General features: G+C 64.6%; 23 protein-coding genes and 1 pseudogene. 16 read left to right on the forward strand and 8 right to left on the reverse strand.

The genetic code is table 11. From position 1 onward, the window contains the following. Positions 1-24: 24 nt before the first annotated feature. From AB7M33_RS24025 to AB7M33_RS24050, 6 genes are all read left to right on the forward strand, one after another. Complete coding sequence (locus tag AB7M33_RS24025; protein ID WP_454243818.1) at positions 25-2,256, forward strand: Ig-like domain-containing protein; 2,232 nt, start codon at positions 25-27, stop codon at positions 2,254-2,256. A 16-nt stretch (positions 2,257-2,272) separates the two neighbouring features. Further along, on the forward strand, positions 2,273-2,746 hold the full coding sequence (locus AB7M33_RS24030) for a curlin (RefSeq protein WP_454243819.1): 474 nt from the start codon (positions 2,273-2,275) through the stop codon (positions 2,744-2,746). A gap of 16 nt (positions 2,747-2,762) precedes the next feature. After that, a complete protein-coding gene (locus AB7M33_RS24035; protein ID WP_238213878.1) occupies positions 2,763-4,208 on the forward strand; it encodes a curlin in 1,446 nt (481 codons plus the stop codon). A 236-nt stretch (positions 4,209-4,444) separates the two neighbouring features. Continuing rightward, entirely contained in the window at positions 4,445-5,119 is a 675-nt protein-coding gene (gene alkB / locus AB7M33_RS24040) for a DNA oxidative demethylase AlkB (protein WP_454243820.1), read from the forward strand. 49 nt (positions 5,120-5,168) lie between these two features. After that, on the forward strand, positions 5,169-5,456 hold the full coding sequence (locus AB7M33_RS24045) for a hypothetical protein (RefSeq protein ID WP_027593365.1): 288 nt from the start codon (positions 5,169-5,171) through the stop codon (positions 5,454-5,456). Between the two features lie 85 nt (positions 5,457-5,541). Beyond that, positions 5,542-6,156: a Yip1 family protein gene (locus AB7M33_RS24050; protein WP_027593366.1), complete on the forward strand. Its 615-nt coding sequence runs from the start codon at positions 5,542-5,544 to the stop codon at positions 6,154-6,156. 20 nt (positions 6,157-6,176) lie between these two features. On the opposite strand, the gene AB7M33_RS24055 is transcribed toward AB7M33_RS24050, so the two are convergent. The 4 genes from AB7M33_RS24055 to AB7M33_RS24070 form a co-directional block, all read right to left on the reverse strand. Then, the gene (locus AB7M33_RS24055; RefSeq protein WP_027593367.1) at positions 6,177-6,437 is read right to left on the reverse strand and encodes a DUF1652 domain-containing protein; all 261 of its coding nucleotides are present in this window, start codon (positions 6,435-6,437) and stop codon (positions 6,177-6,179) included. A 202-nt stretch (positions 6,438-6,639) separates the two neighbouring features. After that, complete coding sequence (locus AB7M33_RS24060; protein ID WP_454243821.1) at positions 6,640-7,515, reverse strand: pirin family protein; 876 nt, start codon at positions 7,513-7,515, stop codon at positions 6,640-6,642. Between the two features lie 101 nt (positions 7,516-7,616). Continuing rightward, the gene (locus AB7M33_RS24065; protein WP_099429241.1) at positions 7,617-8,489 is read right to left on the reverse strand and encodes an alpha/beta fold hydrolase; all 873 of its coding nucleotides are present in this window, start codon (positions 8,487-8,489) and stop codon (positions 7,617-7,619) included. A 21-nt stretch (positions 8,490-8,510) separates the two neighbouring features. Beyond that, positions 8,511-9,140: a LysE family translocator gene (locus AB7M33_RS24070; protein ID WP_172960357.1), complete on the reverse strand. Its 630-nt coding sequence runs from the start codon at positions 9,138-9,140 to the stop codon at positions 8,511-8,513. A gap of 125 nt (positions 9,141-9,265) precedes the next feature. Here AB7M33_RS24070 and AB7M33_RS24075 point away from each other — a divergent pair, with 125 nt between their 5' ends. Further along, positions 9,266-9,745 carry a GNAT family N-acetyltransferase gene (locus tag AB7M33_RS24075; RefSeq protein WP_027593371.1) on the forward strand — a complete coding sequence of 160 codons (480 nt, stop codon included), beginning with the start codon at positions 9,266-9,268 and terminating at the stop codon, positions 9,743-9,745. 149 nt (positions 9,746-9,894) lie between these two features. Here AB7M33_RS24075 and AB7M33_RS24080 read toward each other — a convergent pair whose 3' ends face one another. The 4 genes and pseudogenes from AB7M33_RS24080 to AB7M33_RS24095 all read right to left on the reverse strand — a co-directional run bounded on the left by AB7M33_RS24080 (position 9,895) and on the right by AB7M33_RS24095 (position 15,565). Beyond that, positions 9,895-10,824 (reverse strand): aliphatic sulfonate ABC transporter substrate-binding protein, encoded by a 930-nt coding sequence (locus AB7M33_RS24080; protein WP_274885255.1) that lies wholly within the window; start codon positions 10,822-10,824, stop codon positions 9,895-9,897. Between the two features lie 3 nt (positions 10,825-10,827). Beyond that, positions 10,828-11,872: pseudogene (gene mgrA / locus AB7M33_RS24085) on the reverse strand (L-glyceraldehyde 3-phosphate reductase). Next, positions 11,869-13,203 carry an LLM class flavin-dependent oxidoreductase gene (locus AB7M33_RS24090; RefSeq protein ID WP_454243822.1) on the reverse strand — a complete coding sequence of 445 codons (1,335 nt, stop codon included), beginning with the start codon at positions 13,201-13,203 and terminating at the stop codon, positions 11,869-11,871. Before AB7M33_RS24090 ends, mgrA begins: the two are co-directional and overlap by 4 nt. Positions 13,204-13,357: 154 nt before the next feature. Then, on the reverse strand, positions 13,358-15,565 hold the full coding sequence (locus AB7M33_RS24095) for a TonB-dependent receptor (protein ID WP_454243823.1): 2,208 nt from the start codon (positions 15,563-15,565) through the stop codon (positions 13,358-13,360). A 260-nt stretch (positions 15,566-15,825) separates the two neighbouring features. On the opposite strand from AB7M33_RS24095, the gene AB7M33_RS24100 reads away from it, so the two are divergent. The 9 genes from AB7M33_RS24100 to AB7M33_RS24140 all read left to right on the forward strand — a co-directional run bounded on the left by AB7M33_RS24100 (position 15,826) and on the right by AB7M33_RS24140 (position 26,136). Beyond that, positions 15,826-16,872 (forward strand): LacI family DNA-binding transcriptional regulator, encoded by a 1,047-nt coding sequence (locus tag AB7M33_RS24100; RefSeq protein ID WP_454243824.1) that lies wholly within the window; start codon positions 15,826-15,828, stop codon positions 16,870-16,872. A gap of 97 nt (positions 16,873-16,969) precedes the next feature. Beyond that, entirely contained in the window at positions 16,970-17,884 is a 915-nt protein-coding gene (locus AB7M33_RS24105; protein ID WP_027593377.1) for a LysR family transcriptional regulator, read from the forward strand. A gap of 134 nt (positions 17,885-18,018) precedes the next feature. Continuing rightward, entirely contained in the window at positions 18,019-19,155 is a 1,137-nt protein-coding gene (locus tag AB7M33_RS24110; protein WP_454243825.1) for an acyl-CoA dehydrogenase family protein, read from the forward strand. Beyond that, positions 19,152-20,096 carry a D-isomer specific 2-hydroxyacid dehydrogenase family protein gene (locus AB7M33_RS24115; protein WP_274885248.1) on the forward strand — a complete coding sequence of 315 codons (945 nt, stop codon included), beginning with the start codon at positions 19,152-19,154 and terminating at the stop codon, positions 20,094-20,096. The genes AB7M33_RS24110 and AB7M33_RS24115 overlap by 4 nt, the downstream gene beginning before the upstream one ends. Positions 20,097-20,117: 21 nt before the next feature. Next, the gene (locus AB7M33_RS24120; protein WP_454243826.1) at positions 20,118-20,912 is read left to right on the forward strand and encodes a class II aldolase/adducin family protein; all 795 of its coding nucleotides are present in this window, start codon (positions 20,118-20,120) and stop codon (positions 20,910-20,912) included. Between the two features lie 145 nt (positions 20,913-21,057). After that, the gene (locus AB7M33_RS24125; RefSeq protein WP_454243827.1) at positions 21,058-22,683 is read left to right on the forward strand and encodes an ABC transporter substrate-binding protein; all 1,626 of its coding nucleotides are present in this window, start codon (positions 21,058-21,060) and stop codon (positions 22,681-22,683) included. Next, positions 22,680-23,630 (forward strand): ABC transporter permease, encoded by a 951-nt coding sequence (locus AB7M33_RS24130; RefSeq protein ID WP_027593382.1) that lies wholly within the window; start codon positions 22,680-22,682, stop codon positions 23,628-23,630. Before AB7M33_RS24125 ends, AB7M33_RS24130 begins: the two co-directional genes overlap by 4 nt. Before the next feature lie 2 nt (positions 23,631-23,632). Next, on the forward strand, positions 23,633-24,523 hold the full coding sequence (locus AB7M33_RS24135; protein ID WP_454243828.1) for an ABC transporter permease: 891 nt from the start codon (positions 23,633-23,635) through the stop codon (positions 24,521-24,523). Beyond that, positions 24,520-26,136, forward strand: a complete 1,617-nt coding sequence (locus tag AB7M33_RS24140; RefSeq protein ID WP_454243829.1) for a dipeptide ABC transporter ATP-binding protein — start codon at positions 24,520-24,522, stop codon at positions 26,134-26,136. The genes AB7M33_RS24135 and AB7M33_RS24140 overlap by 4 nt, the downstream gene beginning before the upstream one ends. Positions 26,137-26,242: the final 106 nt, after the last annotated feature.

Genomic DNA, 26,242 nt, shown 5'->3' on the forward strand with positions numbered 1-26,242 from the left:
AGGCTCAGCCCTCAAGGAGGCAGCATGAACACTTGGCCACGCCGTGCGCTGTTCGCCGCCGGTTTCTCCCTCACTGTCACCAGCGCTGCCTTCGCCGCGCTGTCCGATGTCGACCCCGGGCCCTACACCTTCGCCACCGGCGGTTACCCGATGTGGTACAAGGACGGCAACGATCTGTCGCTTGAACTGTGCCAGTCACGCGCCACCAGTTCGCGGGTTGCCGGGGCGCCGGGTGCACCGTCCTACATGTGTACCTTGTTGCCGGAGCCGGGCATCTACGACGACGCCTTGCCCCTGGTGTTCCCCGACAACTGGCCACCCGAGATGTTCTGGTTCCTGGCCGAAGCCACCATCCCGGCAGTGGGCAACAGCGGTTATGAGCTGGACGCCTATGTCGCCGGCCTTGAGGCCGCCTTTGCTGCTGAAAACCCGGTGGATGGCGACCAGCAGAGCTTTGCCCGCATCCGCATCCGCGTCTCGGTACCCCGGGCCGGTGTCTACACCATTACCCACCCCTACGGTGTCGAGACGGTCAACGTCACCACCCCTGGCCGGCGCGCGATCAACATCACCCGTGACATCGGCATCGGTGCCCCCGGTAACTTCACCGGTGCGCTCAACGGTGCGCTTGGCCCATGGCTAAGAGGCGCTGGCGGGCCGTACCTGGAGGTCAACCCAGACACCGGCGCCACCGACACCTTCATTGGTGACCCGAACAGGCCCGAGACCGTGGTCGGCAGCCCATTCAACACCAACTTCATCCGTATCGACGGCCCGCCCGGGCGCATCGAAACGTCGCTGTTCACGGTGTCTGGCAAGGTGCTCGACCAGCGTGCGCAAACGCCAGTGACCCTGGAGCGCGCCACCTACTCGCGCAACGGCTCCGGCACCCGTGTGGAGGTGTTCGCCAAGGCCCCGCATGACGCTAGTCTGTGCATGCGCAATGGCCTGGCACTGATCGGCGCGCCGCCTTCGCCTTGCCAGTTCAACCTGCTGACAGACAACAACGGGCTGTTCTTCAGCCAGCAGTTCGGCCAGGCCGTGCCGCCCGCCGTGGTGGTGGTGACTGCCAGCAACAGCACTGCCGGCACCCAGCCGACCGCACTGTCGAGCAAGCTGACTGACGTGGTCAAGGTCAGCACCGCACGCTACGACTGGGCCAACAAGCGCCTGTTTATCGAGGCCCGCTCCAGCGACGAAGTGGCCATCCCCGACATGCTCGCCCAAGGCTATGGCCGGATGTCCAAATCGGGCACGTTGCAGAGCCTGACCGTGAATGACCTGGCACAGCCGCCGGCCACTGTCACAGTCAAGTCGGCCCATGGCGGCAGCGATGTGGAACCGGTGATCGTGGTCGGCAATGCGCCGGTCGAGGCGGCCAACCAACCGCCGCTGGCCCAGGCCGATGTCGGCAGCACCAGTGTCGGCATCCCGCTGACCCTCAACCTGCTGCTGAACGACAGCGACCCGGACGGCAACGTACCGCTGGCCATCAGCGACCTGACCCAACCCGGTACCGGCCTTGGCGGCGTCGTGCTCAATGGCACCACCTCGGTCACCTACACCCCACCCGCCGGTGCCACGCAACCGCTGGTGGCCACCTTCAACTACCGGGCGGTGGATGCCAAAGGCCTGAAGTCGGAACCGGCCACGGTGACCATCAACGTTGCGCCCAACCAGGCGCCAACGGCCAACCCGGAAACGGTCGCCACCCTGGGCGTGCCGCTGACCATCAACGTGCTGGCCAACGACACCGACCCGGAAGGCAACCTGCCGTTGACCGTTGCCGCCGTCACACAACCCGCTGCCGGCCGAGGCACCGTCAGCACCGATGGCACGACGGTGACCTACACCCCACCGGCCACGGTGACGGCGGCCTTTACCACCACCTTCACCTACCAGGTGCGTGACTCGCTGGGGGCGCTGTCCAACGCCGGCACCGTCACGGTCAACGTGTCGCCACGCCCAGCCGCCGAGACCTTTGCGGTCACCGCAGCCACGGTCACGGCACGCTCCAACAACCGGTACAACTGGGACATCAGCGGCACCTCGTCGGTGACCACCGGCAACGTTGTGACCGTACGTGTCACCACCACCACCGGCGTGCAAACCCTGGGCACCACTACCGTACCGGTCACCGGGCGCTGGCGCCTGGCGGTCAGCAACAGCACCACGGTGATCCCGACCGCCGCGCCGACGGCGACCATCACCACCAGCCCAGGGACCACACGCACCGTCAACGTCGTCGTGCAGTAGAAGGCGGGAGAACGCCATGAAATGCCTGTATCCACTGTTGCTCTGCCTGGCCCTGGCGGGCCAGGCCAGCTGGGCCGAGGACCTGATGGACAACGCCGACCTTGCGGCCGGCAATGACCTCGGTGACCCCGTGATCATCCGCCTGTTACCGGTCGGCGCCGGCCAGACAGCGGTGATCGAGCAGCAAGGCACGGGCAACCGCGCCGCCCTCGACCAGAACGGCCAGGCCCTGCTGGGCCGCATCGTCCAGGCCGGGGGCGCGCAAGAGGCGTACATCCTGCAAGAAGGTAGTGACCTGATGGCCAGCATCAGCCAGCAGGGATATGGCAACAGCGCGTCGATCCGCCAGAGCGGCAGCAGCAACAGCGCTGCCATCGACCAGATCGGCAACAACAACAGCGCCAACATCGTGCAGTCCGGCACGGGCCTCAACAGCTCCGTGACCCAAGCCGGCAATGGCCAGCATGTTCAGATCACCCAATACCGATAGACCTGGAGGCACCACCATGTTCAAGCTCGCTCCCCTCAGTGCCGCTATCGTCCTCGCCCTTGCAGGCCAGGTCATGGCTGCCGACAGCACCTCGACCCAGACCCAAGACGGCAAGGAAAACATTGCCGAAGTGACCCAGACCCTCGCGCCGTTCGCCTCGGCCACCCAGTCGCAGACCGGCAAGGGCCACAATCACCTGGCGGTGCAGGCCAACAGCACCAGCGATATCCAACAAAGCGCCACCGGCTCGTACAACGCAGGCTACGCCGAGCAGTTGTTCGAAAATGGCAGCCAGATCACCCAGCAGGCCGGAGGTAGCTATAACGATGCCTTCGCCAGCCAGTCGCTGGGCGAGAACAACCAGTCGCTGCAGACCCAGCAAGGCACTGAAAACCGCTCGACCGTGTGGCAGGACAGCCAGCTGGGCAGCCAGGCCACCACCCAGCAGTCCGGCCAGCGCAACGAAGCCTTCGTCGAGCAGACCTTCGGCGGCAGCAATAACCAGAGCATGATCATCCAGGCAGGCGCCGACAACTACGCCGCCGCCGAGCACTTGACGCATAACGACGGCAACATCCAGATCTACCAGGACGGCAAGGAAAACTGGGCTTACGGTGACCAGCGCGACGGCGAGGGTGGCACCATCGGCCTCAGCCAGACCGGTACCGGCAACTCGGTGGAGGTCTGGCAAGACACGCAAGTCGGCAGCCAGGCCAACGTCACCCAGACCGGCCAGCTCAACGAAGGCTACATCGACCAAAGCTTCGGCGACGCCAACAAGGCCACCCTCACGCAAAAAGGCAAGGCCAACGCCAGCTGGTCGGACCAGTTCGAGAGCAACAACTCGACCACCACCATTTCGCAGACCGGTAACAACAACCTGCACTACACCTACCAGAACGGCGAAAACCTGAACTTGACCGTGACCACCCAAGGCAACGGCAACAAGATCACCGCCAGCAACTGGAAAGGCGACAAGATGGGCGGCCAGTTCGGCGTCAACCAGACGGCCGTGATCAACCAGTACGGTAACGGCAACGGCGTCAACCTGACGCAGAACGGCGACAACCACCTGGCCACGCTGAACCAGACCGGCAACAACAACGCGATGCAGACCAAGCAGGCCGACAGCAACAACGAACTGTTCTTCGAGCAAAACGGCACCGACAACATCCTGGTCGCCGACCAGCGCGGTACCGACAACTATGCCTTCGGCAGCAGCGAGGGCACCGGCAACGTCATCAACCTGGACCAGTCCGGCTATAGCAACCAGAGCTACACCAACCAGCTCTACGGCAGTGGCAACGAGGCCACCATCAAGCAGGCCGACAGCATCAACGTCGCCTACGTGACCCAGGGTGGCCAGGGCAACAAGGCGTTCGTCGACCAGAGCGGCATGGCGCAAACCGCCACCATCAGCCAGCTGGGCAGCGCGAACATGGCCACTGTGACCCAAAAATAACCTGCTCCCCCCTTGAACCGCGGTGCTCACTCTCCCTGGTGCCGCGGTTCCTTTTTTATTGTTTCCCTGCTACCTCACCGCCCTTTGTAGGAGCAGCCTTGTGCTGCGAAGAGGCCGGTGAAAACACAGTAAATTTGCGCTGCTATCACCGGCCTCTTCGCAGCACAAGGCTGCTCCTACACGGGGAGCGCATGAGCCGGGGTAGAATGGAACACCGTAAGCCTGGTGCTGCTTCCATGATCCAGTCCGACCTCGACCTGTTCGGCCCCCAGCCGCAACGCCTGGCCAGCCATACCGTGCTGCTGCCCGGCTTCGCCCTGGCCGAGCTCGAGGCCTTGCTAGACGCTTTGCGCCCGGTGCTGCGCGCCGCGCCGTTCCGGCACATGCACACGCCCGGTGGCCTGCACATGGCTGTCGCACTGACCAATTGCGGGGCACTGGGCTGGGTCAGTGACGAGCACGGCTACCGCTACACCCTGACCGACCCGCAGAGTGGCCACCCCTGGCCTGCGCTACCGCCGGTGCTGCTCGGCCTGGCAAACCGCGCTGCGGCCGTCGCCGGTTTCGACGGCTTCGTGCCCGACGCCTGCCTGGTCAACCACTATTTGCCAGGCACCCGTTTGAGCTTGCACCAGGACCGTAACGAGCAGGACTTCAGCCAACCGATCGTGTCGATTTCACTGGGCTTGCCCGCAGTGTTCCTGCTGGGCGGGCTGCAGCGTTCGGACAAAACCCAGCGTGTGCCGTTGAGCCATGGCGATGTGCTGGTATGGGGCGGTGAGGATCGCTTGCGCTTTCACGGCGTGCTGCCCATCAAACCCGGCGTGCATCCGCGCATGGGCGAGCGGCGGATCAACCTGACCCTGCGCAAAGCAGGCTGCTCAGGTAAAAACTTGAACATCCGGGCCTGAACGGTTTCTAAAGAGGAGCCGCGTCAGCTTTCACAAGGAGCCCATGCCCATGAAAATGCCCGGCCGCGCACCCAATACCTTTGTGCAGCTGGATTACGTACGCGATACGTTGTTCGGCCCGGTCGCCCAGAGCGTGGAATGCCAATGCCAACTCGCCGCCCTCAACCTGCAGGGCCGCCCTGCCCTGCGCTTGCACATCTGCCCGCCGCTGCCCGACAAGGTCGATCGCGCCCACAGCGTGGCGTTCGTCTGGGATGGCCGCACCTACCGCGGGGTGGTGCGTGACCAGGGCAAATGTGGCGATGGCGGGCTGAACCTCCTGCTTGAGCTGCAATAAGGTGATCAACGGCGATCAAATGCGCTGAACCTGCCCGCAACTGCGCGTCTCCATAGAAAAGAGCCCATGCCTCTTGGAGACCGTCATGAACAGTCCACTGCTCAAGCTCTTCACCCGCCCGTCCGATGCCTGGATGGAGATACGCCGCGCCGAAGAGGACCATCCGCAGCAATACCTGCCTCGGCTGCTAGCCCTGGCGCTGATCCCCGCCATTTGCCTGTTTGTCGGCACCACCACGTTCGGCTGGAGCCTGGCCGCCGAAGAACGCGTGCGCCTGAGCATTGGCAGCGCGGCGCAGTTGGCAGGCCTGCTGTACGCAGCCACAGTGGTCGGGGTCATGATCATGGGCGTGATGATCCGCTGGATGTCACGCGGCTTCGATGCGCAACCCAGCCTGCAGCAATGCATCGGCTTTGCCGCTTACTGCGCCACGCCGTGGTTTTTCGCGGGGGTGGTTGGGTTGCTGCCGATTCGCTGGCTGGCGCTGACCGCGCTATTGGCTGCTTCGGCTTATGCCAGCGTGCTGCTGTTTGGCGGGCTGCAGACGTTTCTGCGGTTACGCAAGGAGCAGGCCATGCTGTTCGCCGCCTGTGTGTGGGGGGTTGGGCTATTGGTGCTGGTGACCATCCTGGTGTCGATGATCCTGTTCTGGTTCAACGGCCTGATGCCGGAATATGTGCGCCCGGCCAGCCTCGGCTGACCGGGACACAAGGTGCAGGCTCAGGCAATCGCCCTTATTGGCGTGGTCGGCTTGTCACGCAGCGCATGCAGCTGCGAAACCAGGTTCACCACGTCGCGGCAACTGTTGAGGTCCTGCAGCGCAACGCCTGTCAGGGTAACGCCCGCTTCGAGGCGCTGCCCCTGGCCCAGGCGGATGGTCAGGTGGGCGCCATCCGCGCAACTGACCTCGCAGCGATCAGGCAGGCAGGCTTGCTCGATCATTTGCCGCATCTCTAGCATTGAAACGCCTATCAACGACATTGTACGACCCTCTCTGTACTGGATGGCCTGTTGTTTAGGTACGCCTTTGCCAGGCATGGTGCCAATTGATATTGCGCATGCTCAGGCGGCCGTCCATGCGCCGGAGCAATGATGGTGCGCGGGATCATCTAGCACCTTAGTGGAAGATCACAGGCCAGCCAGGACTGTTCGATCGGCTGCACAGAGTTGACGACGAGCGGTCTCAGCTGCCCTCGGCCTGCATCTGCCCGAACCGGCCGGCATGGAAGTCGTCGAACGACTCAGCGATTTCTGCCTGGCTGTTCATCACGAATGGACCATAGCCAACGATCGGCTCATCGATCGGCTCACCGCTGAGCAGCAGCACACTGGCGCCTTCCAGCGCCTCGAGCACAATGTCCTCACCACCACGCTCGAGCAGTACCAGGCTGGCTGGCCCGGCTTCCCGTTCATCGTTGACCCGCACAGTCCCGCGCAGCACCACCAAGGCGGCGTTGCGCCCTGCGGCTACGGGCAGTTGCAAAGTCGCTTGAGCATTCAGGCGCAAATCCCAGACATCCATCGCGGTGAAGGTCCGCGCAGGGCCTTGGTGGCCTTGGAATTCACCCGCGATCACCCGCAGGCTGCCACGCTGGTCATCCAGCGCCACCACCGGGATATCCGTGGCAAGCAACGTCTGGTAACCCGCCGCGGCGCGCTTGTCACGCGCAGGCAGGTTGACCCACAGCTGGACCATTTCGAGTGTGCCACCCGTGCGGGCGAATGCCGGCGAATGGAATTCTTCATGGATAATGCCATTGGCCGCCGTCATCCATTGCACGTCGCCGGGGCCGATCAAGCCACCGGCCCCCGTGGAATCGCGGTGTTCGAGCTCGCCTTGGTAGACGATGGTCACCGTTTCGAAACCACGGTGCGGGTGCTGGCCGACGCCGCGTCGGTCACGTGTAGGGGTGAAGTCGTGCGGGCCGGCGTAGTCCAGCAGCAAGAACGGGCTGATCTGGCGGGCCAGGTCGTCGTAGGTGAACAGGCTGCGCACCGGGAAGCCATCGCCTACCCAGTGGGCGTGGGGGCTGCGGTGAATACCCAGAATCTTTTTCATGAGAAGTCTCCTCTCTTGGCTGGGATCACCTTACCAATGATGCCAATAAGCCGGTAGGCAGCTTAAATGGCATGCATCGTCTCACCTATGGAACGACAACGTCACGGTTGCAGGAAGGCCAACACCTGCTCGGCGGCCATGGCCGGGTCCTCCTGCATGAAGCAGTGCCCACCGGCGACCTGCCGCGCGCTCACGTTGGGGTTCAGCGCCGCCAGGCGTTTGACCGAATGCGGCACGAAGGGATAGGTCTGTTCGCCATACAGCACCCGCGTCGGTGTGTGGATCGCGGCCAGGTTTGCCCACATGCGCTTGGGGAACGAACTGAAAATTTCCACCTCGCGGCTGGGCCGGCACTTGAGCACTACCGCCTCGCCACAATCGCCAATGGCATGCTCCACATAGGCCAACATTGCCGCATCGGTCCAGCCTTTGAAAATGCCGCGCCCCTGCAGCGAGGCCAGTGCCGCCTCACGATCAGGCCAATGGCTGCGGCGGTTGGCCGCCTTGCGCGCCAAGGCATGGCGCTGATGCAGGCCGACCAGCGCAGCCGCGCCCATCACACCGATCATACGGCGGCTGAACAGCACCGGGTCAAGCAATACGGCCCGCTCGAACAGCGTGGGTGCGCTGGCCAGGATCAGCCCCGTGAGCACGCCACCAAAGCTGTGCCCGAGGGCAAAGCGCGGCACCTCGCCATACTCGCCACGCCCGCTTTCGAACGCCTCCACCGCCAATTCAGCGGTGCGGTTCCACCCGCGAAACACGCCGCCATGGTCGCTGTCGCCGTGGCCTTGCACATCGCACAGCCACAGGTCGAAATGCTCGCCCAGGCGCATCAGCAACGGCTGGTACGCCAGGCAGCAGAAGCCGTTGCCGTGCAGAAAATGCAGCAAAGGCTTGCCACTGGCGGGTGTGCGCCACCCGCGCAAGGTGAAGCCTTCGGGGCATAGGTGTGACCAGGGGATCAACTGCATCGGCTTGCTGTACTCATCGGTCTATGAAAACGCCGATTCTACAAACAGCAGCGGGTAGAGTGAAATCACCAGCAGCAAGGCCATCAGGACATTGAACAGCATCAGCCAGCGCGGGTTCTGCAACAGGTTGCGCAAAGCGCTGCCAAACATGACCCAAACCCCGACGCTGGGCAGGTTGACCAGGGCGAACAGCGCGGCGATGACAACCACGTTCATCACGTAGCCCTGGGCCGGTGTATAGGTAGTGATGGCCCCCACCGCCATCACCCAGGCCTTGGGGTTGACCCACTGGAACGCGGCGGCGCCCCAGAACCCCAGCGGCTTGCGGGCCTTGGCCGAATCCGTGCCGATTGGCCCCGAGGTCGCGATTTTCCACGCCAGGTACAGCAAGTAGGCCGCGCCGGTGTAGCGCAGCACGGTGTACAACGGCGGCCAAGCCTTGAACACCTCGCCCAGGCCCAAACCGACGGCCAGCACCATGACCATGAAGCCAAGGCTGATGCCCATGGCGTGCGGGATCGAGCGACGCACGCCGAAGTTCACACCCGAGGCCAGCAGCATGGTGTTGTTCGGCCCCGGGGTGATGGAGGATACGAAGGCAAACAGCACGAACGCTGTAAGCAGGTCGGCAGAGGCAAGCATGGCAGGCATTCCACAATCATTATTGGTGCTGTCACACTAACGGAGTCGCCCTGCCTTGCGACCGGTACAGTTTTGCTAAATTAAATAGATACAAATACTGTACTGATTTCATCTCGTTCTAGGAAGCCCGCCCCATGAGCCTCACTATCCGCCCCGCGGTGCGTACCGACGCCGCGCAGATTCTTGCCTTCATCACCGAGCTTGCCGACTACGAACGTGCGCGCCACGAGGTGATCGCCTCGGTCGCCGATATCGAGCGCAGCCTGTTCGACGAGGGCAGTACAGTGCACAGCCTGATCTGCGAGCGGGATGGCCAGGCGATCGGTTTTGCCGTGTATTTCTACAGTTATTCGACGTGGCTGGGGCGTAACGGGATTTATCTGGAAGACTTGTACGTCACGCCCGAGCAGCGCGGCGATGGTGCCGGGCGCACATTGCTGCGGCACATTGCCCGCGAGGCTGTGGAGAACGGCTGCGGGCGCCTGGAATGGAGTGTGCTGGACTGGAACGAACCTGCGATCGGGTTCTACCAGTCGCTGGGGGCCGAAGCGCAGGCTGAGTGGGTTAAATATCGGCTCGATGGCGAGAAGTTGTTGGCGTTTGCCCAGGGTTGACCCCAAATACCGCCGAAGTCCCCCTGTAGGAGCAGCCTTGTGCTGCGAAGAGGCCGGCAAAGCTCACATAAATGGTGTGGCAACACCGGCCTCTTCGCAGCACAAGGCTGCTCCTACCAGGTCAATGAAAGCCGAACGTTGTGTTTGGCTCAGTTCCGTCGCCACACCGCCCCGGCAATATCCACCCGCTTGGGCAGCACCTTGTTCTGGAAAAACAGCTCCGCCGTGCGCTGCTGCGCTGCCACGATCTCATCGCTCACCGGTATCACCGGCGACGCCGGCCGATGGCTGAAGCTGCGCCGCACCACCGCCTCCGGCAAGCCCATGAACTGTGCAAGCAACTGGATGCTCCCGGCTTCGTCACTGCGCGTAAGCGCCTCGGCCTGGCTGATCGCATCCAGTAGCTGACCGACAAACGCCCCGTTGGCCTCGACGTACTCACGCGCCCCCAGCATGAAAGGCCCGATCAAGCCCAGCCCTTGGCCATCGGCCAACAGCCGCGCCTTGCCCTCCAAGTCGATGGCCGAATAGAACGGGTCCCAGATCGCCCAGGCGTCCACGCTGCCGCGCTCGAACGCCGCACGCGCATCGGCAGGCGCCAGGTACACCGGCTGCACATCGCGGATGCTCAACCCGGCCTTGGCCAGGCTGCGCAGCAACAGGTTGTGCGCACTCGAGCCTTTCTGCAGGGCAATCCGTTTGCCCTTGAGGTCGCCAACGCTGGCCACCGGGCTGTCTTTCGGTACCAGAATCACCTCGGCCTGCGGCTTGGGCGGTTCAGCGCCGATGTACAGCAGGTCGGCGCCGGCCGCCTGGGCGAAGATCGGCGGAATATCACCGGTCGAACCGATGTCGAGGCTGCCAATGTTCAAGGCTTCTAGCATTTGCGGGCCGGCCGGAAACTCGATCCACTCAACCTGGGTGTGAGTAAAGCGCTGCTCCAGAAGGCGATGCTGCTTGGCCAGGACCAGGCTGATCGAGCCCTTCTGGTAGCCAATGCGCAACGTCGCAGGGTCTGCCGCCTGGGCAGCACCGGCCAAGCTCAGCAGTAACAGGACGGCAAGGCGTAGCACACGCATGGGTCACTTCTTCCAGTCGGTCGAGGGGTTTTTCCCAGAGGTTGATGCCGCCTTCCACGGCGTACTGGTCGATGGCCGCCAACTCCTCGGGGCTGAACACCAGGTTATCGAGTGCGGCCACGTTCTCGATGATTTGCTCGGGGCGGCTTGCACCAATCAGTGCCGAACTCACGCGCGGGTCGCGCAAGGTCCAGGCCAGGGCCAGTTGCGCCAAGCTCTGGCCTCGCCCCCGGGCGATTTCATTGAGGGCGCGGGCGCGGGCAATGTTGTCTGGCGACAGGTGCTGGGGCAGCAACGAGCCACCGCCGGCGCGGTTGACGCGGGCATCGGCGGGAATGCCGTTCAGGTACTTATCGCTGAGCAGGCCTTGGGCCAGCGCCGTGAACACGATCACCCCGGCCCCGAGCGCATCAGTGGTGGCCAGCAGGTCACGCTCGATCCAACGGTTGAACAGGTTGTACGAAGGCTGGTGGATCAGCAGCGGCACCTTCAGCTCGGCCAGCAGCGCCGCAACCTCAGCCGTCTTGCCCGCCGAATAGGACGAAATGCCGACATACAGCGCCTTGCCCTGACGCACGATGTCGGCCAGGGCAATGGCGGTTTCTTCCAACGGCGTGTCGGCATCGAAACGGTGCGAATAGAAGATGTCGACGTAGTCCAGGCCCAGGCGCTGCAGGCTCTGGTCGAGGCTGCTGATCAGGTACTTGCGCGAACTGCCGCCCTGCCCGTACGGCCCTGGCCACATGTCCCAGCCCGCCTTGCTCGAGATGATCAGTTCGTCGCGGTAGCTGCGCAGGTCTTCACGCAGCAGCCGGCCGAAGTTGGTCTCGGCGCTGCCGTAGGGCGGGCCGTAGTTGTTGGCCAGGTCGAAGTGGTTGATGCCCGCATCGAATGCGGTGCGCAGCAACGCGCGTTGGGTATCGATAGGCGTCGCATCACCAAAGTTGTGCCACAGGCCCAGGGACAGGGCCGGCAACACCAGGCCACTGCGGCCGACACGGCGATAAGGCATGCGCGCGTAGCGCTCGGGGTGGGCGGCGTAGCTCATGGTTGACCTCGTTCGGTAAAGAAGGGATTGGCAGGGCGCTGCAGCCCCAGGTGTTCACGCAGGGTGCGGCCTTGGTACTGGCGGCGGAACAGCCCGCGGCGCTGCAGCTCGGGCACGACCAGGTTGGCGAAATCCTCAAGCCCCAGGGGCAGGTGCGGCACCAGCACATTGAAGCCATCGGCGGCACGGCCCTCGAACCAGGCCTGCAGTTCATCGGCGATGTGGGCCGGGGTGCCGACCAGGCTGTAGTGCCCTCGCCCGCCGGCGATGCGCCGGCCAAGCTGGGCGAGTGTCAGTTGCTCGTTGCCGGCAAGTTCGGTGAGCAGTTGCTGGCGGCTGCGCTGGCCATCTTCGGTGGGCGGCAGTTCGGGCAGCGGGCCGTCGAGCGGGTAACCGGAAAGGTCGAAATTGCCGAGCATGCGCCCGAGCAAACCAACCCCGACGCGCGGGTCGACCAGTTCCTGAAACTGCTGGTACTTCTCTTCGGCTTCAGCCTGGCTATGCCCAACCACCACAAACACGCCAGGCATGATCTTCAGCGAATCCTCGCTCCGCCCGTAAGCGGCCAGCCGGCCCTTGAGGTCGGCGTAGAACGCCTGGGCGCGGGCCAGGCTCGGTTGCGCGGTAAACACTACCTCGGCACTGAACGCGGCCAGCTCGCGGCCGGTTTCCGAGGAGCCCGCTTGAACCAGCACCGGCCGCCCCTGGGGCGAGCGGGCGACGTTCAGCGGGCCTTTCACGCGAAAGTGCTCGCCTGCGTGATCCAGGGCACGCACCCCATCAGGACGGTGGAACAGCCCACCGGCCTTGTCGTGCACGAAGGCGTCGTCAGCCCAGCTGTCCCACAGGCCCTGTACCACCTGCTGAAACTCCCGGGCTCGAGCGTAACGCTCGGCATGCGGGATATGCGCCTGGCGGCCGAAGTTGCCCGCTTCGGCGGCCGCGTCCGAGGTGACCAGGTTCCAGCCAGCGCGGCCGCCGGACAGGTGATCGAGCGAGGCGAACTTGCGTGCTACGTGGTACGGCTCGTTGTAGCTGGTGGTGGCGGTGGCGATCAGGCCGATGCGCTCGGTAACGGCACTTAACGCCGACAGCAGGGTAAGCGGTTCGAAATAGGTGGAGCGTGCGCTGTGGCTGGCCAGGGCGTCGGTAGGCGCGGCAACGCTGTCGGCGACGAACAACGCGTCGAAACAGGCCGCTTCGGCGACCTGCGCGGCGCGGCGGTAGCTGCTGAAGTCCATGGGGTCGGCCGGTACTTCCGGGTGGCGCCAGGCGGCCACGTGGTGCCCGGTAGCCATGAGGAAGGCGCCCAGGCTCAGTTGACGGCTCATGTCGATCTCCTTGATGGGGTTGTCGCTGCGCTTTTGTAGGAGCAGCCTTGTGCTGCGAAGAGGCCTGTAACGCCACAGCCTCTGTATAAGCCGTACCGGCCTCTTCGCAGCACAAGGCTGCTCCTACACAGGTCATGCGCAGGATTCGAGTGACTCAAAAATCCTTGCGCAACTGCACGCCGAAGTAGCGCCCGTCGTCGCGTGGTACGGAGCGGTAGATGTAATCGCCACCGCTGGCCAGCATCTGCGCATACGACTTGTCACCCAGGTTTTTGCCCAGCAGTGCCACACGCCAGCCGTCGTTGTAGTCGGCCAGGGCAATGCTGGCGTTCCAGATGCCGTAGGCGCCCTGCACGGTGTCCGGGTTCTGGTCCAGGCTGAACTGCACCGAATCCTGCCAGCTGTAGTCGCTGGAAAGCTCGACATCCAGGCCGTTGTCCAGCGGGATCACGTAGTCGGCACGCACGTAGGTCTTCCAGTCCGGGGTAAACGGCAGGTGGCCACCGTCGATGTTGCAGTTGGCCGCGGCCCCTGCCGGGCAGTTGAAGTGGTCGACACGGGCCTTGGTGTAGGCCACGGCAGTAGTCAACTTCAGCTGCGACGTCGCCTGGAAACTGGCATCCAGCTCCACGCCCTGGGTCTTGACCTTGCCGGCGTTGACCAAGCGCGTTACCACCTGATTGGCCACCGTGTCGAAGAAGTTGGCCTGGTAGTCGTCGTAGTCGGTGTGGAACACCGCCAGGTTGGCGGTCAGCCGGTTGTCCAGCGCCGTGCTCTTCAGGCCGACTTCATAAGCGTCGGAGGTTTCCGGCTTGAGGGCGCCGGTGTCGCGCGGCTGCATGTTGAAGAACACGTTGTAGGCCGGGCCTTTGTAGCCACGCGAATAGGTGACGTAGCCGGTGAGGTTGTCGTTGAAGTCGTATTGCAGGCCGGTGCGCCCGCTCCAACCGTCCTCGTCCACCGAGCCGGAACTGGCGGTCGAAGGCTGGATGCCGGTGACCGCGGTGGCCGAGCTGGAGACCCGGCGGTGGTCGTACTTCAGGTCGTCGTGGGTCCAGCGCAGGCCGAAGATGGCGCGCAAGTCGTCGGTGAAGTTGAAGGTGTTCTCACCGAACAGCGCGACGCTGTCGTTGGTCGTTGAGTAATCTGCCCGCCCCGTGTTGGCCACGCCGCCGTTGACCGACAGGCGCTGGTAGGTTTCGTTGGACGTGCCGTGCATGTAGAAGGCGCCGAGCACGTACTCGTTGAACTGCCCTTTGGGCGAGGTCAGGCGAAACTCCTGGCTGTACTGGTCGTAGTCCACCGTGCCCTTGTCATGGGACGCGGTCACGGGGAGCAACGCACGGCGGTCGCCGTCCTGGTACTGGATGTTGTCCCAGCCGCGCCAGGCGCTGATCGAGGTCAGGGTGTAGTCACCCAGTTGCCAGTCGAGCTGGGCCGACAAGCCTTGGTTCTCGTCTTCGACGTGGGTCTTGAAGTCACTGTTGATATCGCGGTTGTGCGCGCTAGGGGTGACCGGGCGCAGTTGGTTGGCAAACGCTGTACTGGCGCTTGTGATCACACCGCTGGGGAGTGTGTCTTCACCTTTCATGTAGTCAGCGATCAAGGTCAGGCGCAGGTCTTCGTTGGGTTCGAATTCCAGCTTGCCGCGGGCACCTTTGCGCTGGTAACCATTGACGTCGTGGCCATTGGCAACGTTTTCGACATTGCCGTCGTAATCGCCCCACAAGGTGCTCAGCGAGCCCTTGAACTGTTCGCTGAGACGCCCGCCAATGCCGAAGCGCAGGCGGTTTTCATCGCCACCGCCAAAGTGCGAGTAATCCACGTAGCCGCGGGTTTGCTCGGGGATGGCCTTGCTGACCACGTTCAGCACGCCGGCCGACGCGTTCTTGCCGAACAGCGTGCCCTGCGGGCCACGCAGCACTTCGATGCGCTCCAGGTCGAGCAGGTCGAGGGTAGATTGGCCCGGCCGCCCGAACACCACGCCATCGACCACGGTAGCCACGGTGGGCTCGACGCCTGGGGAGGTCGAAATGGTGCCGACGCCCCGGATGAACAGCGAGGTGTCCTTGTTCGAGGCGCCTGCCCGGTAGTTGAGTGTCGGCACCTGCTGGACAATGCTGGCCACGTTGTTGCGGTTGTCACGTTCGAGCTGCTCGCCATCGATCACCGAAACCGCCACCGGGACTTCCTGCAGGCTGGCTTCACGGCGTGTGGCCGTGACCGTCACCGCGCCGAGGGCCGTCGCTTGCGGCGCGCTCTCGGCAGGTTCGGCAGCCTGGGCGCCCTGGCCGAACGCGGCCAACAAAATGGCCGCTGCCAGCGGCCGGCGTTGTGTAGTAGGAAACGGAGTTGTCTGCATGCTGCTCACTGCCTTATGGGACCAGACCAGGCCCACGTTCACGGGCCGACACGGAGGGTGCTGTGGTTGTCTGGTCTCGCTCGTGCGAGTGGCAGGCGCTTGCCAACAGCAGCGCTTGTTAGCGCTAACATGAACAAGTATCAGAGGCCGCTGCTTAGTACGTCAAATACTTAAAAGTCAGATTGATATGCAATAAAGCTATTTGCCAGGCGCCATTGCGTTAGCGCTACCATCGCGCCATTTCCCGATGAGGCGACCCTGTGAGCCAAGCCAAGGATTCCCCCCGAAAGCGCCGTGGTGCAGGCCGCGCCACCCTGGCCGACGTGGCGCGCGCGGCAGACGTATCGGCGATCAGCGTGTCGCGTTTCTTCAACCAGCCTGAGCAGGTTTCACCGCCTCTGCGTCAGCGCATAGAGGCCGCTGTGCAGGCGCTGGGCTACGTTCCCAACCTGGTCGCCGGGGGCCTCGCCTCGGCGCGCGGGCGAATTGTCGGCATGGTGATCCCAAACATCTCGGGGCCGATCTTTGCCCAGACCATCCAGGCCTTCAGCGACACCCTCAGCCGCCATGGCTATCAGTTGCTGCTGGCGTCCAGCTATTTCAGCGAAGAACAGGAAGAGAGTGCGGTGCGTGCGTTCCTCGGCTGGTCGCCGGCGGCGTTGGTGGTCACCAGCCATTTCCACAGCCCGGCGACTGAAAAGATGCTGGCCGAAGCTGACGTGCCCGTGGTCGAGATCTGGGATTACCGCCCCGAGCGGGCGCCGTTGCAGGTCGGTTTTCTGCATCACCAGGTCGGCGTGCAGGCGTGCCGCTACTTGCTGGAAAAAGGGCATCGACGCATCGCCTTCGTGCAGAACAGCGCAGCCGGCGACTTGAGCGCGTTGGAGCGGCGTGACGGGTACATCGAGGCCTTGGCCGAGGCCGGCCTTGAACCCTGGGTGTTCGTGCCCTCCGCCGATTGCGCTCCGTTCGAGGCAGGCAAACAGGCAATGGAGGCGCTGATCCGCCGCACGCCACGCCCCGAGGCGATCATCTTTGCCAATGACAACCTGGCTGCCGGCGCCGTGTTGGCTGGCCAACGTGCGGGGCTGCGGCTACCGGATGACGTGGCGATCGTCGGCTTTGGCGACTACCCCTTCGCCGACATGCTGCTGCCCAGCCTGACCACGTTGCGGCCGCCCTCGCGGGAGATTGGCGAGGTGGCGGCCTTGCGCGTCCTGCAACACCTGGGCGCCATCGCGCATGAGGGTGAGGTGCAACGGTTGAACCTGCTCGCCTGCGAACTGGTAGCCCGCGAAAGCGCCTGACGGCAAGGCACTGATGCATCGGGCGCTGTGACAATCCGCACAATGAGGATTATTCTTCCAAGGTATGTCCCACAGCCCCAATATGTGAGCGCCGAATATGAAAATCGATGACATGGACGCCTTCGTGGCGGTCATCCGTTGCCAGTCGACCAACCTCGCCGCCGAGGCCCTGCAACTGACCCAGCCGGCCATCACCCGTCGCGTGCAGAACTTCGAGGAAGACCTCGGCGCCACCCTGCTCGACCGCAACACCAAACCGCTGAAGCCAACGCCAATGGGCCTGCGGGTGTATGAGCAGTGCAAGGCGATCCTGCGGGAGATCGACTCACTGCGTGAATTGGTCGCCAATGACGGCGCCCCGTCAGGCACGTTGCGCCTGGGCGTGCCGCAAACCCTGGGGGACGTGGTGCTGCTCGACGCCCTGGCGCAGATTCGCGACACCTACCCGGTGTTGCGCACCCAAGTCACCAGTGGTTGGGGCAGCAGCCTGATCGCACGCATGGAAAACGGCGAACTCGACGCCGCTGCCGCGCTGTTCCCGCCTGGCAAAATCTTCCCTGAGGGCATCACCAGCCGCTCCATCGCGCGTATGCCACTGCGCGTGGTGGCCGCCAAAGGCAGCGCCAGCAAGCGCAGTTACAAGCTAAAGGATTGTTACACCCGCGGTTGGGTGCTCAACCCCGACGGCTGCGGTTTTCGTGCGGGGCTGCAGCGGGCCTTGAGCGAACAAGGGCTAAGCCTGTCGATCAACCTGGAAACCTTTGGCACCGACCTGCAACTGGGCCTGGTCGCCAACGGGCAAGGGCTGGGTTTGGTGCCCGAGCCGCTGCTGCAGAGCAGCCGCCATCGGGATGCACTGGATGTGGTCAACGTGACGGATTTCAAACCGCAGGTGGACTTGTGGCTGTTCCATCCACGGTATCTGGGCAACCTGCAGGAGCCGGTGGAGCTGTTTGGTGAGATTGCCGGGAACAGGCTGCAGGCCGCGCCCACAGCAGGAGACCACACATAATAAAACATTTGCATAGTAAGTATTTTTTAAATTCTACAAACAAATAATTAGCATAGAACCAAAAAGACTTTTACAGCGCTCATCCAGACGAATACGGTCTTAGAAACCCACCGTGTTCCAGGGATGAATACTCCATGAGTCACCCCCCATCCACCGCTGCTCTTGCCGAGCTGACCCAGGCCCTTGCCGCCAATGCCGAGCGCTATGACCGCAGCGGTCAGTTCCCCGCCGACAACTTCAGCCTGCTTCACCGCCACGGCCTGCTCAGCCTGACCGTGCCCCGCGCCCTGGGTGGCGGCGGGGCCGACCTGGCCACTGCGCGTCAGGTAGTTGCCGCCGTTGGCAAGGGCGACCCCTCCACGGCGCTGATCCTGGTCATGCAGTACCTGCAGCACTTTCGCCTGCAGGACGAAGCCCGCTGGCCCGAGCAGTTGCGCTTGCAGGTTGCCCGTGACGCGGTGGCCAACGGTGCGCTGATCAACGCCTTTCGTGTCGAACCCGAACTGGGCACGCCGGCCCGTGGCGGCCTGCCGGCCACCGTGGCGCGGCGCACCGCTGCAGGCTGGCGGCTGTCTGGGCGCAAAATCTACTCCACCGGCAGCTACGGCCTGACCTGGTACCTTGTGTGGGCGCGCAGCGACGATAAAGACCCGCTGGTCGGTGGTTTTCTGGTGCACAAAGACACGCCCGGCATCAACATCGTCGAAGACTGGGACCATCTGGGCATGCGCGCCACCTGCAGCCACGAGGTGCGCTTTGACGACGTGCTGATCCCGCTGGACCACGCCGTCAGTGTCAGCCCTGCCAGCGCGCCGCGGCCCGAACTCGATGGCACCGGCCTGCTGTGGATGTCAGTGCTGCTGCCGGCCCTTTATGACGGCGTCGCCCAGGCCGCGCGTGACTGGCTGCTGCAGTTTCTCAACAACCGCACACCCTCCAACCTGGGTGCATCGCTGGCGAGCCTGCCGCGCTTCCAGGACGTGGTCGGGCGCATCGATACCCTGCTGTTCGCCAACCGCAGCCTGCTGGACTCGGCGGTCGCCGGGCACATTGACCCGCGCCATGCCGGGCAGATCAAACACCTGGTCAGCCGCAACGCCATACAGGCGGTCGAGCTGGCCATCGAGGCTGCCGGCAACCCTGGCCTGTCCCGCCGCAACCCGCTGGAGCGGCACTACCGTGACGTGCTGTGCAGCCGCATCCACACGCCCCAGGACGATGTGGTGCTGGCCCAAGTCGGGCGCAGCGCACTGGCGGAGGTGGCAGCATGAGCCACTCGATCATTGCCAGCCAGCTTGACCCCCAGGCCAATCAATACCTGCGCGAGCACCTGCCCGACCACGAAGTCATCGACCTCGCCCCCGGCCAGTTGCACGTGGATGTGCCTGCCGATGTGTTCATCGTGCGCCCGATCAATATTCGCGGTAACCGCGTAGATACCCCGCCGCCAGGCTGGCCCTGGTCGCTGCGCTGGGTGCAGGTGGTGTCGTCGGGCATCGACTTCTACCCCGACTGGGTATTCCAGGGGCCGCCAGTCACCAGCGGCAAGGGCGCCAACGCCGAGCAGGTCGCAGAGTTTGCCCTGGCCCTGGTGTTTGCCGCCGCCAAGCAACTGCCGGGGCTGTGGGTGAAGGACGCCGACTGGCGCCTGACGCCCTTGGCGCCGTTGCGCGGCCGCACGTTGGGCATCTTCGGCTTCGGCAGCATTGGCCAGAGCCTGGCGCGCAAGGCCACCGCGCTCGGCATGCGCGTGCTGGCGCTGAACCGCCCAGGGCAACCCATTGCCGAAGTGCCCGGTGTCGAGCGCGTCGAGCGCCTGCAGCACCTGTTCGCAGGCAGCGATCACCTGGTCATCGCCGCACCGCTGACCCCAGCCACACGTGGCCTGATCGACCGCCAGGTGCTGGCCCAGGCCAAGCCCGGCCTGCACCTGATCAACATCGCCCGCGGCGCCCTACTGGACCAGCAGGCCTTGCTCGAAGCACTGGACAGCGGGCTGATCGGCCGCGCCAGCCTCGATGTCACCGACCCGGAACCGTTGCCGGCGGGCCACCCGCTGTACCACCACCCCCGCGTATTCCTGTCGCCGCACACGTCGGCGATTTCCGAGGACGGCTACCCCGCGCTGCTCGACGCCTTCCTCGACAACTTCGCCCGCTATCGCGAGCAGGCGCCGCTGCGCAACCTGGTCGATATCCAGCGTGGCTACTGACCCTCTCTTCTGGAGCACACCATGAGTTCATTGTCTGTCGTATCCCCACAAACAAACACCGTTCGCCAGCGGGTCAGTGCCGAGGAATGGGAGGTGCGGGTCAAACTGGCGGCCGCCTATCGCCTGGCGGCATTGTTCCGCTGGACCGACCACATCTACACGCACTTTTCGGCGCGGGTGCCCGGGCCAGACGAGCACTTCCTGATCAACGCCTTTGGCTTGCTGTTCGATGAAATCACCGCCTCCAACCTGGTCAAGGTGGATGTCGACGGTACGATCATCGACGACCCACTGGGGCTGGGTATCAACCAGGCCGGTTACGTCATCCACAGCGCCATCCACCGCGCGCGGCACGACCTGGAGGCGGTGCTGCACACCCACACCCGCGACGGCGCCGCCGTGTCGGCCCAGCGGGATGGCCTGCTACCGATCTCCCAGCACGCGCTGGCCTACTACAGCCGGGTGGTTTACCACGACTACGAAGGCGTCGCCCTGGACCTGGACGAGCAACAGCGCCTGGTTGCCAACCTGGGTGACAGCAACATCCTGATCCTGCGCAACCACGGCCTGCTGACCGGCGGGGTTAGCGTCGAGCATGCGTTCCGCGAGCTGCATGGGCTGGAGCGGGCGTGCAACATCCAGGTGGCGGCGCAGGCCGGCGGCAATGACCAGTTGCTGCATGCGGCTCCGGCGGCGATTGCCAAGGTGCACGAGCAGTCCAAACGGTTTTCCGACGGGCTTGGCGAAGGGATTCAGCGGCATTGGGATGCGCTGATCCGCCAATTGGACCGTGAGGGGCGTGACTACCAGGACTGACTGGCAGACCGCTGCTGCTTGGGCTGGCCTCTTCGCGGGCAAGCCCGCTCCCACATCCATCAGGTACACCACTGTACCTGTAGGAGCGGGCTTGCCCGCGAAGAGGCCAGCCCCGGCAACCCAATTACATCAGAAGGAACGCCCCATGCCGCCACTCCCCCGTGCCCGCCACTTGCTTAGCGCCTGCGCCCTGGTGCTGGCCCTCGCCGGCTGCTCCCCCGCCACCGAGGACACCAGCAAAATCCTCAACATCGCTTTCTGGGGCGACAACACCACCCTGGTCAGCGTCGACCCCTTCCAGGTCTACTGGCTCGAACACCGTGTGCTGCTGCGCAATGTCGCCGAGTCCCTCACCGACCAGGACCCGGACAGCGGCCGCATCATCCCGTGGCTGGCGAAAAGCTGGGAAGTCAGCGATGACGCCCTCACCTACACCTTCCACCTGCGCCAGGACGTCAGCTTCAGCAACGGCGAGCGCTTCGACGCCCACGCCGTGAAGACGGCCTTCGACACCAACAAAGCCTTCGCCACGCAGTTGCCCGCCACCTTCGGCGCAACCTACCTCGCGGGCTACGACCACGCCGACGTGGTCGACGACTTCACCGTGCGCCTGGTGCTTGCCCGCCCCAATGCCGGTTTCCTGCAGGCCACCTCGACCACCAACCTGGCCATCCTGGCGCCCGCGTCCTACGCGCTCAGCGCCCAAGAGCGTTCGCTGGGCAAGATCATCGGCACTGGCCCATTCGTACTCGAGCACTACACCCCAGAAGTCGGCGCACGCCTGGTGAAACGCCCTGACTACGCCTGGGCCTCGGCCAACGTGAAAAACCCCGGCGCGGCCCACCTGGATGCCGTGGACATCAGCTACATCCCCGAAGAAAGCGTGCGCAACGGCCTGTTCCTGCAGGGCAAGGCCGACATCCTCTGGCCGCGCAACCCGTTCTCCGAAGTCGACCTGAAGCTGTTCCAGGCCAAAGGCGCGACCATTCAGAGCCGCTCGCTGCCAGGCCCGGCGCTGAACCTTTACCCCAACACCCGCAACGACCGGCTGCTGGGTGATCGCCAGGTACGCCTGGCCTTGCAGAAAGCCATCGACCGCACCAGCTACGCCCACACCGTCTACAACGCCGAGTTCCCGGTGGTGACCGGGGTTTATGACATCACCACCCCGTATTTCAAGGCCCAGGCCGACAAGCTCGCCTACGACCCACAAGGCGCAGAGCGCTTGCTCGACGCCGCCGGCTGGAGCAAGGGCGATGATGGCTATCGGCACAAGAATGGCAAGCGCCTGACCTTGCGCTACAACCTAACGCCGGCCGAAAGCGCTGGCGACGTGCTGATCCAGGACCAACTGCGCAAGGTGGGCATCGACCTCAAGCTCAATGTACTGACCCGCGCCGAATGGGTCGCAGGCAATGCGTCGGGTAACTACGACCTCACCTCCACCTACATGACCCGCGCCGACCCGATCATCCTCCAGACCATCCTCGACCCGCGCGCCGCCAACAGTGCCACCCTCGCCACCAATACCTACGAGCCCCAGACCCTGACCCAGGCCCAGGCGCTGTTCGACGATGGCATTACCGCCACCCACGACGCTCAGCGTGCCCAGGCCTACGGCCAACTGCAGGACCTGCTCATCGACCAGGCCTCGGCGTTCCCGTTGTACGAGCGTGTCTGGCAGGCCGCCACCGCGCCCAGGGTCAAGGACTTCCGCTGGACCGCCGAGGGCTTTGCGTTCCTCAGCGATATCCAGGTCGCCCAGCCATGAACCGCTACCTGATCGGACGCATCGGCCAGGCGCTGCTGGTGCTGTGGGGGGCCTACACCATTACCTACTTCATCCTCTACCTGCTGCCAGGGGACACCTTGGCGATCATGCTCAGCGCCTCGGGCATGGAGGCCGACGGCCTGTCACCCGAAGACCTGGCCAAGGCGCGCGCCTACTACGGGCTGGACCAGGGGATTTTCGAGCAGTACTTCGACTTGCTGTGGCGCGCGCTGCAAGGCGACCTGGGCCGTTCGCTGTCGCTGAACAGGCCGGTGACTGAGCTACTGGCCGAGCGCCTGCCGCAGACCTTGTCACTGGCCGGCCTGGCCATCGTGCTGTCGTTGCTGGCGGGTATCGGCCTGGCCTACCTTACCGCGTACCTGCAATGGCGGCCGCTGAAGGTGGCGCTGTCGCGCGTGCCTTCACTGGGATTCTCAGTGCCGGTGTTCTGGATGGGGCTGCTGCTGATCCAGGTCTTCGCCTTCGGCCTGGGCTGGTTCCCGGCCACCGGCAGCCAAGGCTTCGCCAGCCTGGTGCTGCCGGCCGTGACCCTGGCCATCCCCAGCGCCGCAGTCTATGCCCAGGTGCTGCAACGCGGTTTCCAAGGCGTGTGGCACGAGCCCTACATCGCCACGGCGTTCGCCAAGGGGCTGAGCCGTGCCCAGGTGCAGGCCCGGCACGCGCTGCGCAACGCGGCCCTGCCGATTCTTACCCTGGTGGGCCTGCAAGTGGGCAATACCGTGTCCGGCGCCGTGCTGGTCGAGACCATCTTCTCGCGCAACGGTGTTGGTCGGCTGGCCCAGGAAGCGGTGTTGCGCCAGGACATCCCGGTGGTGCTGGCGATCGTCGCGGTATCGGCGGCGGCCTTCGTGCTGGTCAACCTGATCGTCGACCTGCTCTACCCCTACCTTGACCCCCGCATCACGCATGCCACGAAGGTGACCTGACCATGACCACCGATACCCGCCCGTTCCGTGCCGCCGCACCCGCAACGCCCTGGAAGCGCCGCACCCGCGTGCAGCGCTTGGGCCAGGCAGTGGCACCGTTGTTATCGCGCCCAGGTTTCGCCGTGGCGCTGCTGGTGGTGCTGTTTGCGCTGGCCGCCGCCGTGGTGCCGCAGTGGCTGACCCACTTCGACCCCTATGCCACCTCGCCTGCGGCCAAGCTGACCGCGCCCGGTGCCGCGCACTGGTTCGGTACCGACGAACTGGGCCGCGACTTGTATACACGCGTGGTGTACGGCGCCAGCCTGTCGGTGCAAGCGGCACTGCTGGCGGTGGGCATCGCCCTGGCCGGTGGCCTTGGTTTGGGTGTGTTGGCGGGGTTTGCCGGAGGGCGAGTCGACGCGGCGCTCATGCGTGTGATCGATGTGCTGCTGGCCCTGCCTGGCCTGCTGCTGGCCCTGGCGATTGTCACCGCCATCGGCTTCGGTACGGTGCCTGTGGCAATCGCCGTCGGCGTGGGCATCATTCCGGGCTTTGCCCGCACCACCCGCGCCGAGGTACTGCGGGTCAAGACCTTGCCCTATGTCGAAGCCGCGCGCCTGGGGGGCGCCAGTTGGTGCCGCACCTTGCTGCGGCACATCCTGCCCAACGCCTGGGGGCCGGTCGCGGTGCTTGCCACGTTGGACTTCGGCGCCGCGATCCTGGCCACTGCCGGCCTGAGCTTCCTCGGCTTTGGCGCGGCGCCCCCGGCAGCAGAATGGGGCACGCTGATCGCCAACGGCCGCCACTTTCTGATCACTGCCCCGTGGGTGTCGCTGCTACCGGGCCTGTTCGTGGTCGCCGTGGTGTTCAGCCTCAACCATCTCGCCCGTACCCTCGAGGAGCACCATCGATGAGCCAACACCCCCTGATCGCCGTGCGCGACCTCAGCGTCAGCTACAACGCTGGCGGCCATACCACCCAGGCAGTCAAACACCTGTCGTTCTCCATGGCCCAGGGCGAGACCGTGGCCATCGTCGGCGAGTCCGGTTCGGGCAAGTCGACCCTGGCCAACGCGCTGCTTGGCTTGCTGCCGGGCACTGCCCGAGTCGATGGCGGCCAGTTGTGGGTCGATGGCATCGACGTGGCGCACGCCAGCGAACGGCAGAAGCGCCACCTGCGCGGCCGTACCCTCGGCCTGGTGCCCCAGGACCCGATGGTCAGCCTCAACCCGACACTGCGCGTTGGCCAGCAGATCGGCGAAGCACTGGCCCTGGCCCACGGCCGCCGCTACCGCAGCCTCGACGCCGATGTGCTGGCGCTGCTGGGCCAGGTCGGCCTGGACCAGCCGGCCCTGCGCGCCCGCCAATACCCGCACGAACTGTCGGGCGGCATGCGCCAACGGGTACTGATCGCCATTGCCCTGGCCGGCAACCCGCGCCTGATCATCGCTGACGAACCCACCAGCGCGCTGGACGTGACGGTGCAACGCAAGATCCTCGATCACCTGCAGCGGCTGGTGGCCGAACGGGGTATCTCGCTGCTGATCATCACCCATGACCTGGGCGTGGCCACCGACCGCGCCGACCGCTTGCTGGTGATGAAACAGGGTGAACTGGTCGAGCAAGGCCCGCCTCGCCTCGTCGTTCAGGCACCACAGCACCCCTATACGCGTGACTTGCTTGCGGCAGCGCCCGCCTTTACCCATCGCCGGCGACCAGGGCCATTGACGCCAGGTACGCAACCGATCCTGAGCCTGGAGGGTATCGGCAAGACATTCGAGTTGCCGAAGACCAAGGGCCAGCACAACCGCTTCGTCGCCCTGCAGGGCCTCAGCCTGCAGGTGCACCCAGGCCAGACCTTGGCCATCGTCGGCGAGTCCGGCTCTGGCAAGAGCACCGCCCTGCGCATCGCGCTTGGCCTGGAGGCGCCCAGCCAAGGCCGCATTCTGTTCGACCAGGTAGACGTTACCGGCCATGGCTGGCGGGCGTTTCGGCCCTTGCGCCGGCGCATGCAACTGGTCCAGCAAAACCCGTTCGCGGCCCTTGACCCCCGTTTCACGGTGTTCGACAGCATCGTCGAGCCCCTGGTGTCGTTCGGCCTGCTCAAAGGCCCCGCGCTGGAACAGGCGGCCCGTGAGCTGATCGAACGCGTGCACCTGCCCGTCAGCTACCTGGACCGCCTGCCCCGCGAGCTGTCCGGTGGCCAGCGCCAGCGCGTGGCCATTGCCCGGGCATTGGCCCTGCAACCCGAGTTGCTGTTGCTCGACGAGCCGGTCAGTGCACTGGATGTCTCGGTGCAGGCGCAGATCCTGGCGCTGCTGGATGAATTGCAACGCGAATTGGGGATCGCCTATGTGCTGGTGTCCCATGACCTGGCAGTGGTGGCGAGCATGGCGGACCACGTACTGGTGCTGCGCCAAGGCCAGGTGGTGGAGCAAGGTACGGTAGACGCGGTGTTCGATCGGCCAACGAGTGACTATACCCGTGAACTGATCGCGGCCATCCCGGGGCACAAAGCTGCCGCATAAGTCATGACACAATATTATTTATTTGCATTTAAATAAGATCAGTAAATACCCTAAAAACATAATTAGCATAGAACCACAAAGCCTTTCACAACCTCACCCCATACCC

This window comes from Pseudomonas sp. Y3 TE3536 (assembly GCF_053629175.1).